The sequence below is a fragment of the Microvirga rosea genome (genome assembly GCF_020595095.1).
GTDB lineage: Bacteria > Pseudomonadota > Alphaproteobacteria > Rhizobiales > Beijerinckiaceae > Microvirga > Microvirga rosea.
Map to the genome: position 1 here is coordinate 59,492 of NZ_JAJDOP010000008.1, position 14,905 is coordinate 74,396.

A 14,905-nucleotide genomic window follows, 5' to 3' on the forward strand; every position below is an offset into this window, starting at 1 on the left:
GCCCTCTCGCGGCTGTAAAGCGACACTGGTCGCTCTTTTGCTTGCACAAGGTCGTAAGTCGGCGTCGCGCCAAAGCGGCCCTTTGCCCATTTTCAAGAGAGTAGTCGATATGAGTACCCTTGAGAGCACCGGCCCTGCCGGGAGCCTCCTCAGCCTTAGAGTAAGAAGTTGTCTTGGGTGAAGGTGTGCCAGCCGAGCAGCTTGATGGCGAAATCTGCGCTTCCATCACCGTTGGTGTCGCCCGAGACGTAGGTATTGCGGTCCGCCAGATGGTAGACATGCAGCTCGCCCGCCACGTGGTGAAAGCGCTCGGTACCGATGAAGGTGAACGGCTGATCCCCTTCGACGAGAGCATTGGCGTCGATGGGCGTGAGAACGATCCTGTCTGCCCCGTGCTCGAAATCCACGACAATGTCGCCGCGGGCCTCTCTCACGTCGGCGAACACGAACCTGTCGTTGCCGGCGCCACCGATCAGCACGTCCGAGCCGCCCCTGCCGTTCAGGGTGTCGTTCAGCGCGCCGCCATCCAAAGTGTTGCTGGCGGGATTCCCCAGCAGCCAGTTGTGAAGGGAATTGCCGGTGCCGTTGATGCTCTCAGTCCCCGTCAGCGTCAGATTCTCCACCACCTGCCCGGCGAGGGAATAACTGATGGTGCTGTAAATTGTGTCGTCGCCTTCCTCTGCCTTCTCGTACACTTGATCGCCGGGATGATCGACGTAGTAGACGTCATTGCCTGTGCCACCATGCATTGCATCTGCACCCGCCTTGCCATCGAGTACGTCGTATCCTGCGTACCCGTAGAGGGTGTCGTCACCGTCAGTGCCGTTGAGCCGGTCATTCGCACTCGTGCCGGAGATGATTCGGCCGGAGGCGGGCGCGATGCTGACATCGTCGGGCTCGGCGCGCTCGGTGGCGTTCGGGGTGCCGAAGTTCTGCGTGACGAACACGACCTTGTAGCCGTTGATGGTGCCTTCCTTGAGGCCGATGCCGATCTCCTCGAACGAGCCGTTGACGATGTTCGCGTAATGGCCCGGCGAGTTCATGAGATTGGTGTGCAGCTGACGAACGGTGGCCTCGGTCAGGTCGCCGCTCACATAGGCGATGTTTTCGCCCCAGCCCTGCGCGCCGTAGCCCGCGGACGCCATGCGCTCGCCGGGGCTCGAGCCGTTCACGCCCGTATGGGAGAAGGTGTCGGTCGCGTCCATCCAGGCGCTGTGCGCATCGGACGAATCAAGAAGTTCGCCATCAAACGTCAAAGCCCGCGCGCCCGTATCGGCACGTGCCTCGTTCACGAATTGAAGGTAAAGAGTCTCCAGGCTCGTTGGCGCGCTCATTATAGTGCCGATCTCTTGTTCAGATGGTGCGAGCTTCTGATCTATCTTCCAAGCTGGAAGATAAATTGAGAATATCGCTCCCTGAAATCATAAACAAAATCGAGTATATGATTCAAAATTACTGTATTGTCTTTTAAATAGTTTTAATTCCGAAATATATTTCTCAATATCTCTTAGGAAATTTCGCGCCATTATATTGGCTCGATTTTGTTGGGAGCCACACGGCTACGAATACCTTTTCTTTGAGGATGGGAGCGACAGCCTGCGGAGCACTACGAGAATGTCCGGCCCCGAGCTAACAGGAGCAACTGGTCGTGGATATCAGGCCTTGCTCGCGATCATTAGCGACTGGGTGACAACTCATCACTCATGACGTGAGGCGGTGCTGCTCTCACTCCTGGGCCGCAGTGACCCGGCGGCCGCTAGGCACCAACAGTCCCTCCAGTCAGCTCAAGGTGGCATCAAGGATCATGGCGACTAAAATCGCGTAAACTGCGATGCGGTCGGACCGAGCACAGTGCCCGCCAACATTACAATCGTTCAGACGCCAAGAGTGGGGCTGTTGTTTGCGCTGCCTGTGTGGGCAGCGCCCGGACCGGACTGGCGCCGTTCCTATGCAGGCAGCACGACCACCTTTGTCTTGACCGGCGTTCGCGAATACAGGTGCATCATGTCCTGAGTGAGGAGGCCGACGCAGCCGCTTGTGATGCCTGTGCCAATCGATTCGACGTCGAGGCTGGCATAAATCGTGTAGAGTGTGTAAGCGCCGTTCTGATAGAGATAAAGCGTGCGGGCACCGAGCGGATTGTCAAGACCGCCCGGCATGCCGCGGGCGTATTTGGCCGCTTCGGGCTGGCGCCGGATCATCTCCTTAGGCGGGGTCCAGGTTGCCCATTCGGCCTTGCGCCCGACATAAGCATCACCGCTCCACCGAAACCCGTCCCGGCCGACATTGGCGCCATAGCGTGTAGCGTTCCCACCGTCCTCGATGCGGTAAACGTAGTAATTGGCAGGGTCGACGATAATCGTACCGGGAACCTCTTTAGTATCGTAGCGAACTGTGCGGCGATAATATTTCGGATCGACCTTGCTGACATCGATCGCCGGGATGGGGAATTTCTCGTCCGGCACCGGGCCGTAGACCTTTGCCGCCTCGGCAAGGCTCATGCTGTCGGATGTCGCGCACCCAGCCAGCCCCAGCGCGCCGACGCCGAGGGCGGAGCCGACCAGAAACGACCGGCGGTTGATAAGTCCCGCCTGACGCCCGGGCAAATTTCCCTCGCCGATTTCTCCAGCACCGGCATCATTACCGTTCATGACCATGATTTGGCAGTTCCTATGTCCTATTGCCCGACGAGAAAATACTCCGGCATACACCGCTGAACGTCTTGCTGAGCTGAGATTGCCGTCACACGGCTCAATTGGCAAGCCCGGGCCTCCCCTGGGCGGGTTTTGCTAAACTCTCGAAGCCGAGAATGAACTGTCAGGAGGAGGTCAGCCCAGTGCCGAGCTCGGACGGCCGATCCTAGTATTCTCAAATCAATGGGGGGTGCAGGGGCGCTCGATTATAAGGAAGATGGGCAGTGCCAGTAGCGCACAAGACAAGGTAAGTCGTGACAGACTGCGCCTTAGTTGGCCTGAAGGGCAGCGAAGAGAGGAGATGTGCGTCGGCTCCTGGCCGCGCAGGTCAGGAAGGCGAGACTATCCATCAGGGGCTGCGGCAGATCCCAAAGGCTTCTATTCGCTCCTTGAGCGGATCGCGCCCAGTGACAGAGTTGCCCCGAATAGCACTCTCCAGCGACCTGGTTCCACCCCAAGGCCGCGTAGGGCCGTTGTAAACCTTCCATGGGCATCCGGCGTATAAGGGCTGGAGAAGGCGTCAATGGAGGCGCATCGGCATACCCAGTGGTATGCGGCCTTACTGATCAAACGGGCCATTTGCCGATGACAGTGAACTTGGACCTTCTAGTCTGATTGCGCGATTTGATGCTGCAAATCACGAATTCACCAGACAGCGCATACAGACTTTGCTCCGCTGGCACATATCGCTCCTCTGCTAATGCTTCTTAAAAGAACTTCCATATTCCGTCGGCCGGTGCAGCAATACGAGAGTCTACGAAGAGCGTACCACGTAGAAAGATCAGTGATTTCGTCGTGCGGACGATTTCACAATCAGCTGTAAGAAAGTCCCTAGTTTTAACCGCAGAGATAAACCGGAGGCCTAGTTGGATTGTTACTTGGGCTCTCAAACCAGGTTGCTCGTAATCGAAGCCAGCGCTCTTGGAGCCGTGCAGTCTACAAGAGTCAGTCCGAGTAGTACGATCACTCCGCCGTTAACGCAGTTGGTATTTCTTTGACGTACGTCCGATCCATCCAGGTTGCGCACCTCGGTTGTATATCGGAGCGTCTTGCGAACGCATCCAGCGGTTTTGCGAGAGCCAGATCTGTTCGATAAGATCGGAACTATCGCGAACCGGCGTGAGCCGTTGCGTCGGGAGCTTGCTAGAACCCGCGTGTGGATCCTTGCGAATAGCGATCGCCTGCAGCGATCTGGACGTTTCTGGCGACGCGGTCCGCCTGACCTGTCTTTGATAATGCGATCGAGGCGCGGCAGCAGGATTTGGCGCGCAGCGACGTTCGTTTCATACTGTTGGGCGATCAGCGGACGGACTGACCGCGCTTCGACACCGTGCCATGCGACGCCCATTGCTCAGCTGCTGCCGACCGCCTCCCTCGATGCGTTGCTCGGTCCCGGATTGCGTATGATCGGCTGAAAGCAAGCTGAAGGTGCGGACTATCCGGGCTCTTCGCATCAGCAGATGGCGCTTCGGCGCAGCTACGAGGAGGCCAATGCGTTGCGAAACATGGCGCGCAACGATGCGGTATGTTCGACGACCTGAACGCCGTCGCCGCTGCCTGAACGCCGACAACATCAATTCAGGTTTGCGCCTAACGGAGAGGCTCATCTCCCCATCCGGACACGGATTTGACGATCATAAACTCTTCAAGGCCCCAGACACCGCCCTCACGGGCACCCCCGGAGTGCAGAACACCGCCGAAGGGAGCTCCTGCGCCACGTGGCTGTCCGTTCATCTCGACCATTCCCGAACGCAACCGCCGCGCTACGCGGTTTCGCTTCTCACCATTCTGGCTTTGCACGTAGTTCGTGAGACCGTAGGGAGTCGAATTGGCGATCTCTACCGCTTCATCTTCGGTCTCAAACGGGATGATCGATAGGACGGGCCCAAATATCTCCTCTTGAGCAATGGTCATGCTGTTCGATACATCCGCGAATATGGTTGGACGGACGAAGTAGCCTTTGTTGAAATCCGAGGGCCGTCCCAATCCCCCTGTTACGAGCCGCCCGCCCTCGCGGATCCCAATCTGGATCAACGACTGTATCCGCTCGAATTGGCGAGCAGACACCACTGGTCCGATGTGCGGACCAGGCATATCAGATGCCCCAACAGAGATAGTTTCGGCCACTTTCCGAGCTTGCTCGACGGCTTCATCGTAAATTGAGCGTTCGACAAGCATTCGCGTCGGCGCATTACAACTCTGCCCACTGTTCGAAAAGCACTGCCGAACCCCACGTTCGACGGCCTGCTCGTCCGCATCCTCGAACACGAGATTCGCGCCCTTGCCGCCGAGTTCCAACGCAACGCGTTTGAAGGTGTCTGCCGCGCCTTTGAGCACCTTTCGTCCTGCTCCCGTGGACCCTGTAAAACTGATCATCGCGACATCGGGATGCGAAACCAAGGCATTCCCGACAGTCTCGCCATCGCCGTATACGAGGTTGAACACCCCTGCCGGAGCGCCGGCGTCATCGATGATTTCGGCGAGTAGTGCCGACGATAACGGGGCGTACTCCGAAGGTTTCAAGACCATTGTGCAGCCAGAGAGCATTGCCGGAATGACCTTTAGCGCAACCTGATGCATTGGCCAGTTCCATGGGGTAATCAGGCCCGCGACCCCGATTGGCTCCATCAGGATCCGGTCATGCGGAGCATGATCGCCGAGTGGGCGAGCAAATTTAAAGGTCTTCACCGCCTCAAGGAAATTCACCATATGCCGCGCAGCGGCAGGCGCCTGCCGCGTACGGGCCAAGTCAATCGGAGCGCCCATTTCCGTTGAAATCGCATCAGCGATTTCCTCGATTCTCGCGGAATAGATAGCGTGAATCCGTTTGATGAGATCAATCCGATCTACAAGGTCGGTCGATGACCAGGCGGGAAATGCGGACCTGGCTGCTGCGACAGCAGCGTTCACATCATCTGAGTTGCCCAGAGAGACAACGCCGACAGACTCTTCCGTAGACGGATTGATCAGTACATGCTCGACCGTCGATCGCGTCGAAACCCAGCGGCCGTCGATGTAGAACCTTCTTAGCTCAAGCATATTTTTTGGCTCCCCGGGTACCAACCTGAATGCCGTGCGCCCCGTCGTCATCGAAAATATGGACGAAATCAGCAGGTACGGTCAGGTGGATTACCTCGCCAGGTCGCACGAATGTTCGGCCTCGAATGAGGACCCGGACAATTTGACCGCCTATGCGCGCCGTGATTTGGGTTTCGGAACCAGTCGGTTCGACAATCGAGACCGTTGCCGGCCACCCCGCGCTCGAAAGCTCAAAGTGTTCGGGCCGGACTCCAATCGTCACGCGTGTTTGACTCGCAAGGTCTGTCATCGGCAGCTGGAGCTTTGTTCCATCGTCGAGGCAAAGGGCAGATGCGTCTATGACGGTTCCTTCGATAAAGTTCATAGGAGGCGAGCCGATAAAGGCGGCGACGAAGCGACTGGCTGGGTTGTCATAGAGTTCAAGCGGCGGCCCTTGCTGCTCGATCACGCCGCCATTCATGACGACGACCCTGTCTGCGAGCGTCATGGCCTCGATCTGATCATGGGTCACATAGACAGTCGTGGTCCCTAGGCGCTGATGGAGCTCTTTGATCTCGGAGCGCATCTGAACGCGCAGCTTTGCATCCAAATTCGACAGAGGCTCATCGAACAGGAATACATTGGGTTCGCGGACGATGGCCCGGCCCATTGCTACCCTCTGGCGCTGGCCGCCGGAGAGGGCGCGCGGCTTACGGTCGAGCAAATGCTCAAGTCCCAGGATGCGGGCGGCGCTGTTGACGCGGTTTTCAATCTCCGGCTTGGGGGTCCGCCGCTGGCGCAACGCGAATCCCATATTGTCACGGACGTTCATATGCGGATAAAGAGCGTAATTCTGAAACACCATGGCAATGTTGCGATCTTTCGGTGCGACGTGGTTCACGACCCGGTCACCAATGACGATATCGCCTGCCGTGACATCTTCCAGGCCAGCGATCATCCGCAACAATGTTGACTTGCCGCAACCGGATGGCCCGACGAGGGCAACGAATTCGCCGTCTTCGATGTGCAGTGAGACGCCGTGTAGAACCTCGACGTTACCATATGATTTTCGGACATTACGAATGTCGACCGTACCCATTGTAGATCCTTCCGCTATATTCCTGCCTGGGTAGCCAAACAGACTGGCCTTTCAGGCGCCATTCGAAGTGCGTTCGCTAGACTTCTGGATCGCGTGTCCTTGGAGCGGATGCATCCTTCATAGCCCTAATGAGAAAATCGCCGGTAATCCTCTCGTGCTCCCTTGCCATCTTGGCGGCAGCCGTGAAATCTCCGGCACGCAGGAGATCTCGGATCCGCCGATGCTCCTTCTGGGCCTCCTCCAACCGCTTGCGTTGCGGAGGAAGACCATGGCGTTGGCTCGACATCAGCCCAAGCATGTTATTCAGGAGGCGGTAGCACAAAGGTGATTGCGGGTTGTCGCAAAGAAGCTCGTGAAACTCATAGTTCTTGGACGCGAAGAGTTGGAAGTCCCCACTGGCCAGCGCCCCATCCAGAGCTTCGATGACGTCGTCGATCCTCTCTAAGCGTGCTTCGGTGAAGTTAGGCGCGCCTAACTCGATTGCGAGTTCGCAAATGCGCCCGCGCAATGCGCTGACTTCTCGAATTTGATCCGCGTGAAGCCCCTTAACGACAGCTCCAACGTGGCTCTGGACTTCCAGCCAACCCTCCGACTCGAGGCTTCGGATCGCTTCGCGGATCGGCGTTTCGCTGATTCCAAGAGCGGTGGAGACCTCACGTGTCGTGATACGGTCTCCTGGCCGGACGGTCCCTGACAGCACCATCTCCTTGATATGGCGCCGGGCTATTTCTGTCTTGGTGACGTAGATATTTGGATGTTCCATGAGATATTCCCGTGTGGGCCAGGTTCGTGGCGCCTAGCCTTTTGTGGCTCCGTCGGCTAACCCCCGTATCAGCCACTTTTGGACCAGCAGGGCGAAGATGACGACCGGCACCACCGTGATGGTTCCGACAGCAGTCAAGGCGCCCCAATTTGCGCCGTTGATGGTATCTCCGGCAATTCCCGCGATCGCGACAGGAATCGTTGAGGCGACTCGGTTTGTTAAAACCAATGCGAAAAGGAGCTCCTCCCAGGCCAAGATCATGCTGAATATCAGCGTTGAGATCAGGCCGGGCAGCGAGATCGGCAAGATGATCTTGAAAAACGCTCCATATCGCGAGCAGCCGTCGATCATGGCCGACTCCTCAAGCTCTAGCGGCAGAGAGAGAAAGAAGCTCCGCATCAGCCACATGACGTAAGGAATCAGGAAGGTGCTATAGGCCAAGATGAGCGTAATGTGCTTATCGGTCAGGCCGAGCTGGCGTGCCACCAGAAACATCGGGACGGCGAGCGCTATGGGGGGCACACCCCGAGACAGGAGAATAAGAACCCCGAAGGTTGCTCCACCACGCAATCGGATGCGAGCCAGCGCGTAGCCCGCCATCGTCCCCACCACAATCGACAGGAGGCCGGACCCTGCGGCTACGATGACCGTGTTGATCAGGCGCCGTTCAATGTCCGCTCGCCGAAAATACTCCACATAGGTGGCAATGGTTGGGGTGAAGAAGAACTTTGGCGGGCTTGTGAAAATATCAACCTGTTGCTTGAAGGAGGTCAGGACCATCCAGAATACCGGAAACAGGAAGAGCAGGGTAATTACAACTCCGGAGACAACCCGAATTCGGTGACCGAATTGCCCTGATGGGCGGCGGGGAGTGGATGTAGCCAATGCGGTCAAAATCGTTTCTCCAGCTTCCGGCTGCCATAAAGAAAGATCCCGGTCAGAACCATCGTCAGAACCAGCACGATCACGGCCATGGCGGAGGATTCCGCAAACCTGAGGGATCGGAAGGCTTCTTCGTAGATAAACAGGTTGAGGACATTCGTGGCTTTGCCCGGGCCTCCGTAGGTCGCAGCCAGAACGATATCGAACATCTTTACGGCACCGAGCCAGCGGATCACGAAGGTGGCAGTGATGATCGGGATAAGCAGCGGGAGCGCGATCGACCAGAGTGTTGCCCACCAATTGGCTCCGTCGATCTTCGCGGCTTCAAAGACGTCCTTTGGCAGCGCCAGAAGCGCAGCCGTAGCGATGAGAACGATAAATGGGGTCCACCGCCAAGTGTCGATGATGATAACCGCGGCCATCGCGAGATTTGGATCTCCGAACCAATCCAGCGGGCCGATGCTAATGCTCTGGAGTGCATAGTTCATAAGCCCCCACAATGGATCAAGGATCATGCGCCAGATCCCCCCGGCGACGACAGGGGCTACGACCATTGGAATGATGAACAGCGCTCGGACCATTCCGCGCCCGGTCCACTCGGCATTGATCAGGAAGGCGATCGCGAAGCCAAGGGTGACTTGGAGCGGGAGTGCGATAACGAGATAGACTAGGGTCACTTTGAGAGCGTCCCAGAAGCGATAGTCGTTTAGCACCTCTTCATAGTTGGCCCAGCCGACCCACTCGCCCGCGCCGAACGTGGTGATGTCGAATGTCGAGAAGCTGATGTCGATCGTGTAGAAGATCGGGTAGGCGAGCGTGACCAGCAAAAGAATGATCGATGGCATCATGAACGACCATCGCGTCGCCAGATCGGCTGCTCTTCCTAGTGTTTCGTCGCGTGTGTTTTGGATCATGAGGTTCGCAGTCAAGAGAGGCCTTCCGGTCTAATCGACGTCACGATAAATCTTGCCGCGCAGACGAACCGGCTCCAATAGGGACCAGTCGCCCTGGGGAACTTCGAAACCAAGTGGAAAAGGCGGCCGGGCCTCCATCCCCAGCGAGGTCATGACCCTGTCGTCACGATAGTAGCATCGCACAGTTACGGTTTCGAGAATTCCTGCTAAATCGGCATGGGATGAACGGAGGGTACCAAGCACCGCCGACTGCTCGGACGAAGGCAGCGTGTTTAACGGTCCGCCCGCCATCTCATTGACGGTCTGTAGAGAGCGACGGAGCGCGGGCAGATCGCGGCCGATCGACCGCAGAATGTCGGCGAAGATCGCCGGATCGGTGGCGCCTGGCAGCCCTAGTTCCTCGCTGGGAGGGATCATATGGCTGACGACACAGCGAAGAGTTTCCTGTTCGGGCCCAGTGAGTTCGTCGACGGCGGGTAGAAGAGAGAACACGATGATCTCCGCTTAGCTGAACAGGTCATAGATGCGGGTCTTGATCTGGTCGGCAATGTACAAGGCGACGGCCTGGATCGTTGCGGTTGGGTTAACCCCACCCGATGTGACGAAAATGCTGCCATCAACGATGAAGAGATTTTTTACGTCGTGAGCGCGCCCCCATTCATTCACGACCGACCGCCGCGGATCCTTGCCCATGCGAGCTGTCCCCATCAGATGCCAGCCAGCATAGGGCAAGGGTGATCTGTAGGTAATGTCGCGTGCACCGGCGGTCTTCAGGATCTCAATGCCGCGAGCGACCGAGTGATCCAACATGCGTTGAGTATTCTCGCCGATCCTGTACGTGATCTTCGGCGCCGGGATCCCGTTGGCGTCTTTCAGATGGGGATCGAGGGTTACTCTGTTGATCTCCTCTGGCAGGTCTTCACAGATCGAGACCATTCCTGCGCTACGACAGAAGAGTCGGCGGAAAGCCGCATGATGACCTTCTCCCCATGGCAAAAGGCCGTCGGCCAGACCGTTGATTGCTGTCCGGACCGGTCCTAGTCCACGAGAGAATTGGTAGGAATAGCCCCGTTTGAAGCCGCGCGCTGGATCTGTCTCATAGAACTCCATGCTCCAGACGCAGATCGGCGGGCCACGGTAGCCGTCAAGGGGCTCGTCGAAATGTCCTCGGATCTGGGCATAAGGATGGAACATCAGGTTCTTCCCGACCAAGCCACTCGCGTTTGCGAGCCCGGTTGGAAAGCGCTCGGAGGCTGAGTTCAGGAGGATTCTGGGCGTTCCGATGCCGTTGCAGGCCATGATAACGATCTCGGCGGGCTGGAACCGCTCTTGACCGGCCGGATCGAAGTAATAGGCGCCGGTTGCCATGCCATCGCTGTTTGTCTCTATTCTGCTTACCCGGCATCGCGTACGAAGCTCAATCCGTGCCCGCACGGCCTCGGGCCAGTATGTGACGTCCGTGCTCGCTTTTGCGCCTTGCGCACAGCCAGCTCCGCATAAGCCGAGGTTGATGCACGGCGCGCGGCCTTGATACTCCTGGGTCGTGATCGCGCTGTCGGACGGCCACCAGTGCCATCCGAGATCGTTCATCGCCTTGCCTAGCTTTTCACCTGTCAGGCCAAGAGGGATAGGAGGCATAATGGCCTCCTTCGGCGGATAGGCGGGATCACCCGCGAGACTTGCAACGCCCATCATTTGGTCGTTCAAGGCGTAGAATGGCTCAAGCGTCCGGTAATCGATAGGCCAATCGTCGGCCACGCCATCGAGAGTGCGGACGCGAAAGTCGGAGGGGTGCAGGCGGGGAAAATGTCCGGCGTAGAACACGGTACCACCGCCGACGCCGTTGTAGTTGGCGATCTTGATGGGTGTGTCATCTTCGTTGATCGGATAGTCCGCAGCCAATCCCCTTCGGTTCGGGCTGATCGAATAGTCTTCTGACTGCTGGGCCTCCCAGTCCCGACTAGCGCTGGGAAAGTCCGAGGACCGGGGCCAATCTCCCTGCTCCAGGCATAGGATACGCATCTTAGTATCCGCCAGGCTCCAGGCGACGGCTGCTCCTGAGGCACCTGCTCCGATGATCAGGACGTCTACAGTTTCGTTTCTCATGGGACACTGAACTCCAATTGCTCGCAGTTCCGCAACTGTGTCAGACAGAGAGTCTTGGAATCGGTGTCTTTTTGGCTGGCCCGACGGAGTCCGTTGGCGGATACGCTTGCATCGCAGCCTCGTTTGGCTCCGTCCCCCAGCCCGGCCGGTCGGGGATGATCAGATACCCATCCCTGTAAACCGGAACATGGGTGAACAGCTCGGCATCCCATGCAACGCGGTCGATATCCGTTTCCATGATTCGCATATTGGGGACGACGGCACTGAAGTGCGCATTCATCATCGTGCACAGATGCCCATAAAAATTATGAGGCGCCACATTCATCTCATAAGCATCAGCCGCCGCTGCGATCTTGAGCGACTGCCAAACACCGTTCCAAGGAGTGTCGATGATGGCCACGTCCACGGCCTGCTCGCGGAAGAAAGGGAGAAACTGCTGCAATCCGATCAATGTCTCGCAGGACGAGATTGGATGCTTGGTTTGCGACCGGATGTATGCCAGCGCTTTTGGGTCGAGCGTATCAATTTCGACCCAGAAAAGATCCATATCGTCGATTTCCCGCAGCAACTTCAGATAGCCTTCGGTTTTGGCATTGAAGTTAAGATCCAGCAGGATATCCATGTCCGGTCCTGCGGCTTCGCGCATGATTTCGAGGTGCTTGCGTAGGTCCTTCAGGGTCTTGCGCTCGACATTTCGGGCGGGGTCATGGGGCCGGCCGAAGCCCGGCGACCAGCCGCTAATTCTGTCTTGAGCATCATAATGGAAGATGTTCGTCTTGAGCGCGGTGAAGCCTTTCTCTCCGACTTCACGCCCGATTTGCCGGACGCCGTCGACGTCAGTGATGCCAGGAGTAAAATGCTCGATGCGAGTACGATAGGACACGCAGTGTGACCAGTATACCCGAACCTTGTCGCGAATCTTTCCGCCAAGAAGGACATGGCAAGGAACATCGAGCGTTTTCGCCTTCACGTCGAGGAGGGCGTTTTCAATCGCCCCAAGAGCCTGCCCGACAACGCCGCCCGATCCGGGTCGCGTGCAATCACGCAGATCTTCCCGGATATGTTCATGGTTCATAGCACTTTGGCCGATCAGCCGGTGGCCAATTTGCCGTATCACATCGGAAACGCCTGGAGATCCAAAATTCTCATCGAATTCGCTCCAGCCGACAGTTCCGTCTTCGGTCGTGATCTTGAGAAAATTGTAGTTGCGCCACGAGTTGCTGCAGGAAAGCGTCTTGATCTCGCTTATGATTGCGTTCTTCGGCATTGTCTTCCTCGATTGATCACGGCGCGATGAAACTCGTCCGTTCGTGCATTTTAGTTGACGTTAAGCCGCCCGTCGGGCGCCGCTGGGTCGGCTTCTCGGCTGTTTCCAGGTTGTGGGGATGACTGACCTGAGGAGTTGCAATCCTTCAAGGCGTCTGGGCCTGATCCCCTCACAGGGCGGTCCGCGGGCATGGGTGATGCCCGCGGATTTGAGATGCTGTCACTTGAGCGTGGACTTGATCTTGGTTGCGGCGGCCTGAAGGGCCTCCTTCGTGCTCACCTGACCTGCAATCGCGCGGGCGACTTCGTCGGCGAGTATCTGTTGTGCGGCATTGGACTTCGGGCTACGGATTCGCCACATTTCCCCTTCTGCGGCCAGCTCATAAGATTGCTGAAGCGTGCGGTAGACAGGCTCCAGCCATTTCTCTTCCGGCTTGCTTCCAAGCGTAGATTTCCGCGCGGGGAAGGACCCTAGCAATGAGGCATTGACCTTCTCGCCTTCTTTGGACGACAGCCACTGGAGGAAGGTCCACGATGCTTGCAGGTTGTCGGTTTTGCTGCTGATGCCTGCGTTCCAGATGCCACGGTGCGTTCCTGCACGTGCGGATCCCACCGGCATCACCTGAATGCCAACTTCTTCCTCCTTCAGCGTCGTCGTATTTGCATCAATGGCCGTTGCTTTGTAGACGCTTCCCCAGTTGAACATCACGGCGACTTTCGCCTGGCGGAAGGCCTGAAGTGCCTCGGAATATCCGTGCCCGATAACTCCGGGAGGACCGTATTTTGCCAGATCCTTGTGCATATCGAGAGCCTTTGCGCCGGCCTCGTTATTGAAGGCGGGAGCTCCCGTCTCGTCGAGCAGCTTGCCGCCGTTCGAGTTGAGTATCGCTTGCCAGATGGTTGGAGTAAGAGAGTCGCGCACGAAGTAGGTGTCGACGGCCCAGGCGTCCTCCTTGCCGTCTCCGTTGGTGTCCTGCACCAACGTCTTGGCTTGTTTGAAGAACTCGTCCCAAGTTAGGTTCGGCGTTGGCTCTGGGACGCCGGCTTTCTTATACAGCGTACGATTATAGAACATGAGCAGCATGTTCGAGCGGACCGGGACCGCATACTGCTTTCCCTTCCACTCGCCGGCTGCCAGCGGCGCCGTGTTGAAGTCGCTCCAATCGTAGTCCGGGCTCGTGATTGCAGCGATGTCCTTGCTCTTGAGATCCGCAAGGGCTCCGATCGCAGCGAGTTGCGGCACCCAGGGGTCGTCAATCACGAGAATGTCGTACTCGGGGTCGGCATTGACTGCGTCAAGCATCATCTTCGGCAGCAGCTCCGCGTAGGGAACGCCGTCAATGACAACTTTCACATTCGGGAACCGTTTATTGAATTCTGGCACGAGCTGGGTTTGCCAGCTATTGGCGAACGCCTCGTTCGCCATGATTTTGATTTCAGCGGGTGCGTTTGGACTGCTTGCGCCCTGAGCATAGGCAGTTCCGACCGGTGCCACCATCAAAACGGCAGCGCACATGAGATTTGCCAGCACGGGTGGCCGGCTTTTCATCTTAACCATTGGCAGTTTCACAGGATCCTCCCAGTCACGCGTTTAGATTTAGATCAACGCTGATTTATATATTCTATAGAATATCGAATAGACTCACCCAGACTGTCAAGTTGCTGTTAAGTGCCAATTTGGCTCTGAGATATCATTGCGGTGCCGTCTGTTGTTCACCACCGGGGGCCCGCAGGAGGGGGCGATGTCTCAGCCATCGCCCTGATCTCTCTATGAGGGAAATGACCTATCCGGGCGGGCTTAGGATCCGCCACGTCAGTAAGCTATGCCGCGATCCGATTGTTGTGTTTCTGAGCAGCCTCGTCGCCAGCGAGCGGATACTCCCGTGCAGAGGACCACGCTTGCCTGTATAATCTGGTCCATGCCCACGACCGGACATGACTCCAGGGCGCAGGAGGGGCCGGTGCTCCTTGGCTTCGTTCTTCGAATGCCAGCCTATTTCGGGGTATCTCCCAATCTCCATACCGCCCCCAGCCGCTGGCTGATAAGGCCATCGGAGCACATCGCCCGTTCCGATATGGTGATGGAATGACCGTCGCACGGGCTGTTCAGGGATCTCCAACCGACCCGATGCCTTTGATCGCGCGAATTCCGCCAGATAGGCCC

At 57.5% G+C, this 14,905-nt stretch carries 12 protein-coding genes; all 12 read right to left on the bottom strand.

Translation table 11 applies throughout. The features are described 5' to 3' along the window. Positions 1 to 155: 155 nt before the first annotated feature. The gene (locus tag LJD17_RS18410; protein ID WP_227385673.1) at positions 156 to 1,334 is read right to left on the bottom strand and encodes a CAP domain-containing protein; all 1,179 of its coding nucleotides are present in this window, start codon (positions 1,332 to 1,334) and stop codon (positions 156 to 158) included. A gap of 612 nt (positions 1,335 to 1,946) precedes the next feature. Next, positions 1,947 to 2,657, bottom strand: coding sequence for a L,D-transpeptidase family protein (locus LJD17_RS18415; protein WP_227385674.1), 711 nt, complete (start codon positions 2,655 to 2,657; stop codon positions 1,947 to 1,949). 743 nt (positions 2,658 to 3,400) lie between these two features. Further along, the gene (locus LJD17_RS24390; RefSeq protein ID WP_227385746.1) at positions 3,401 to 3,628 is read right to left on the bottom strand and encodes a hotdog domain-containing protein; all 228 of its coding nucleotides are present in this window, start codon (positions 3,626 to 3,628) and stop codon (positions 3,401 to 3,403) included. Between the two features lie 655 nt (positions 3,629 to 4,283). Next, positions 4,284 to 5,732 (bottom strand): aldehyde dehydrogenase family protein, encoded by a 1,449-nt coding sequence (locus tag LJD17_RS18425; RefSeq protein ID WP_227385675.1) that lies wholly within the window; start codon positions 5,730 to 5,732, stop codon positions 4,284 to 4,286. Next, on the bottom strand, positions 5,725 to 6,810 hold the full coding sequence (locus LJD17_RS18430) for an ABC transporter ATP-binding protein (protein ID WP_227385676.1): 1,086 nt from the start codon (positions 6,808 to 6,810) through the stop codon (positions 5,725 to 5,727). Before LJD17_RS18430 ends, LJD17_RS18425 begins: the two co-directional genes overlap by 8 nt. Positions 6,811 to 6,886: 76 nt before the next feature. Further along, positions 6,887 to 7,573 (bottom strand): GntR family transcriptional regulator, encoded by a 687-nt coding sequence (locus tag LJD17_RS18435; protein ID WP_227385677.1) that lies wholly within the window; start codon positions 7,571 to 7,573, stop codon positions 6,887 to 6,889. Positions 7,574 to 7,606: 33 nt separating this feature from the next. Further along, a complete protein-coding gene (locus tag LJD17_RS18440; RefSeq protein ID WP_227385678.1) occupies positions 7,607 to 8,353 on the bottom strand; it encodes a carbohydrate ABC transporter permease in 747 nt (248 codons plus the stop codon). A 110-nt stretch (positions 8,354 to 8,463) separates the two neighbouring features. Then, on the bottom strand, positions 8,464 to 9,369 hold the full coding sequence (locus LJD17_RS18445; protein WP_227385679.1) for a carbohydrate ABC transporter permease: 906 nt from the start codon (positions 9,367 to 9,369) through the stop codon (positions 8,464 to 8,466). 30 nt (positions 9,370 to 9,399) lie between these two features. Next, positions 9,400 to 9,861: a hypothetical protein gene (locus LJD17_RS18450; RefSeq protein ID WP_227385680.1), complete on the bottom strand. Its 462-nt coding sequence runs from the start codon at positions 9,859 to 9,861 to the stop codon at positions 9,400 to 9,402. A gap of 12 nt (positions 9,862 to 9,873) precedes the next feature. After that, positions 9,874 to 11,475, bottom strand: coding sequence for a GMC family oxidoreductase (locus LJD17_RS18455; protein WP_227385681.1), 1,602 nt, complete (start codon positions 11,473 to 11,475; stop codon positions 9,874 to 9,876). A 40-nt stretch (positions 11,476 to 11,515) separates the two neighbouring features. Next, positions 11,516 to 12,742 carry a mandelate racemase/muconate lactonizing enzyme family protein gene (locus tag LJD17_RS18460; protein ID WP_227385682.1) on the bottom strand — a complete coding sequence of 409 codons (1,227 nt, stop codon included), beginning with the start codon at positions 12,740 to 12,742 and terminating at the stop codon, positions 11,516 to 11,518. A 219-nt stretch (positions 12,743 to 12,961) separates the two neighbouring features. Further along, positions 12,962 to 14,311, bottom strand: coding sequence for an ABC transporter substrate-binding protein (locus tag LJD17_RS18465; RefSeq protein ID WP_227385683.1), 1,350 nt, complete (start codon positions 14,309 to 14,311; stop codon positions 12,962 to 12,964). Positions 14,312 to 14,905: the final 594 nt, after the last annotated feature.

Bases quoted from the DNA above. Each gene is read 5' to 3' on its own strand.
- LJD17_RS18425 (WP_227385675.1), bottom strand. From the start codon at position 5,732: ATGCTTGAGCTAAGAAGGTTCTACATCGACGGCCGCTGGGTTTCGACG.
- LJD17_RS18460 (WP_227385682.1), bottom strand. From the start codon at position 12,742: ATGCCGAAGAACGCAATCATAAGCGAGATCAAGACGCTTTCCTGCAGC.
- LJD17_RS18410 (WP_227385673.1), bottom strand. From the start codon at position 1,334: ATGAGCGCGCCAACGAGCCTGGAGACTCTTTACCTTCAATTCGTGAAC.
- LJD17_RS18415 (WP_227385674.1), bottom strand. From the start codon at position 2,657: ATGGTCATGAACGGTAATGATGCCGGTGCTGGAGAAATCGGCGAGGGA.
- LJD17_RS18455 (WP_227385681.1), bottom strand. From the start codon at position 11,475: ATGAGAAACGAAACTGTAGACGTCCTGATCATCGGAGCAGGTGCCTCA.
- LJD17_RS18440 (WP_227385678.1), bottom strand. From the start codon at position 8,353: ATGGTCCTGACCTCCTTCAAGCAACAGGTTGATATTTTCACAAGCCCG.
- LJD17_RS18435 (WP_227385677.1), bottom strand. From the start codon at position 7,573: ATGGAACATCCAAATATCTACGTCACCAAGACAGAAATAGCCCGGCGC.
- LJD17_RS18430 (WP_227385676.1), bottom strand. From the start codon at position 6,810: ATGGGTACGGTCGACATTCGTAATGTCCGAAAATCATATGGTAACGTC.
- LJD17_RS18445 (WP_227385679.1), bottom strand. From the start codon at position 9,369: ATGATCCAAAACACACGCGACGAAACACTAGGAAGAGCAGCCGATCTG.